We start from the raw sequence: 1,300 nt of genomic DNA, 5'->3' as shown, positions 1-1,300 counted from the left end.
GGGGACTGTAATTAAATCTGTGTAACTGCTTGTTTCTGTTTATGGTAGCTAAAACAGGAGACAAGCAGATGCAAGAACAAGAGAAGAAGGAGTTGGCGGCGCGCCTGGCCAAGGGGATCAAGACGGAGAAGGATCTGAGCGATTTCAGCGCTGAGCTGATGAAGCTGGTGGTGGAAACCGCGCTGGGTGCGGAGATGGAGGCGCACCTGGGCTATGCCAAGCACGACCCGGCTGGGCACCACAGCGGCAACAGTCGCAACGGTTTCAGCCGCAAGACGCTCAAGGGCAGCCACGGGGAGGTCGAGATTGTCACGCCCCGGGATCGCAATGGCAGCTTTGAGCCCCAGTTGGTGGGCAAGGGCCAGACCCGGCTGACGCAGTTCGATGAGCAGATCCTGGCGCTTTATGCGCGGGGCATGAGCACGCGCGACATTGTCTCGGCGTTTCAGGAGATGTACGGGGCGCAAGTGTCTGCGAACCTGGTCTCGCGGGTCACCGAGGCGGTGATCGAGCAGGTTGAGGCTTGGCAGAACCGGGCGCTCGACGAGGTCTATCCCATTGTTTTTCTGGATTGTGTGGTGCTCAAGGTGCGCCAGGAGCGGCGCATGGTGAATAAATCGATGTACCTGGCGCTGGGGATCAACACCGAGGGCGAGAAGGAGTTGCTGGGGCTGTGGCTGGCCGAAACCGAGGGGGCGAAGTTCTGGCTCTCGGTGCTCACCGAGCTTCAGAACCGGGGGGTCAAGGAGATCTTTATCGCCTGCGTGGACGGGCTGAGCGGCTTTCCCGATGCCATCGAGGCGGCCTTCCCCCATACGCGGGTGCAGCTGTGCATGGTGCACATGGTGAGAAACAGCGTGCGCTACGTCTCCTGGAAGGACCGCAAGGCGCTGTGCCGGGACCTGCGCCAGATCTACCACAGCGCGAGCGCCGAGCAGGCCGAGGCGCAGCTCGCTGCCTTTGAGGCCGCCTGGGGCGAGCGCTATCCCAGCATTGGGCCGATCTGGCGCCGGCACTGGGCGCAGGTGATCCCGCTGTTTGATTATCCGCCCGAGATCCGCAAGGTGACCTACACCACCAACGCCATCGAATCGCTCAACAGCGTCATTCGCAAGGCCACCAAGAACCGGCGTGTCTTCCCCAGCGATGCCTCGGCGATGAAGGTGGTATTCTTGGCCGTGCAGAGCGCCTCAAAGCGCTGGACCCGGCCCATCCAGAACTGGAAGGCCGCCATGCATCGATTCGAAATCGAACATGGCGAGCGAATCCGGGGCGTTCAGGGATAGGCAGTTACACAAAA

At 61.3% G+C, this 1,300-nt stretch carries 1 protein-coding gene; it reads left to right on the top strand.

The genetic code is table 11. The features are described 5' to 3' along the window. The first annotated feature begins 68 nt into the window (after positions 1–68). The gene (locus B1C78_RS04400) at positions 69–1,286 is read left to right on the top strand and encodes an IS256 family transposase (RefSeq protein WP_077277938.1); all 1,218 of its coding nucleotides are present in this window, start codon (positions 69–71) and stop codon (positions 1,284–1,286) included. Positions 1,287–1,300: the final 14 nt, after the last annotated feature.

Origin of the sequence: Thioalkalivibrio denitrificans (assembly GCF_002000365.1) — a bacterium.
Classification (GTDB): Bacteria; Pseudomonadota; Gammaproteobacteria; order Ectothiorhodospirales; family Ectothiorhodospiraceae; genus Thioalkalivibrio_A; species Thioalkalivibrio_A denitrificans.
The sequence above is the reverse complement of the archived record's forward strand: the minus strand, read 5'-3'. Positions and strand labels throughout refer to the sequence as shown.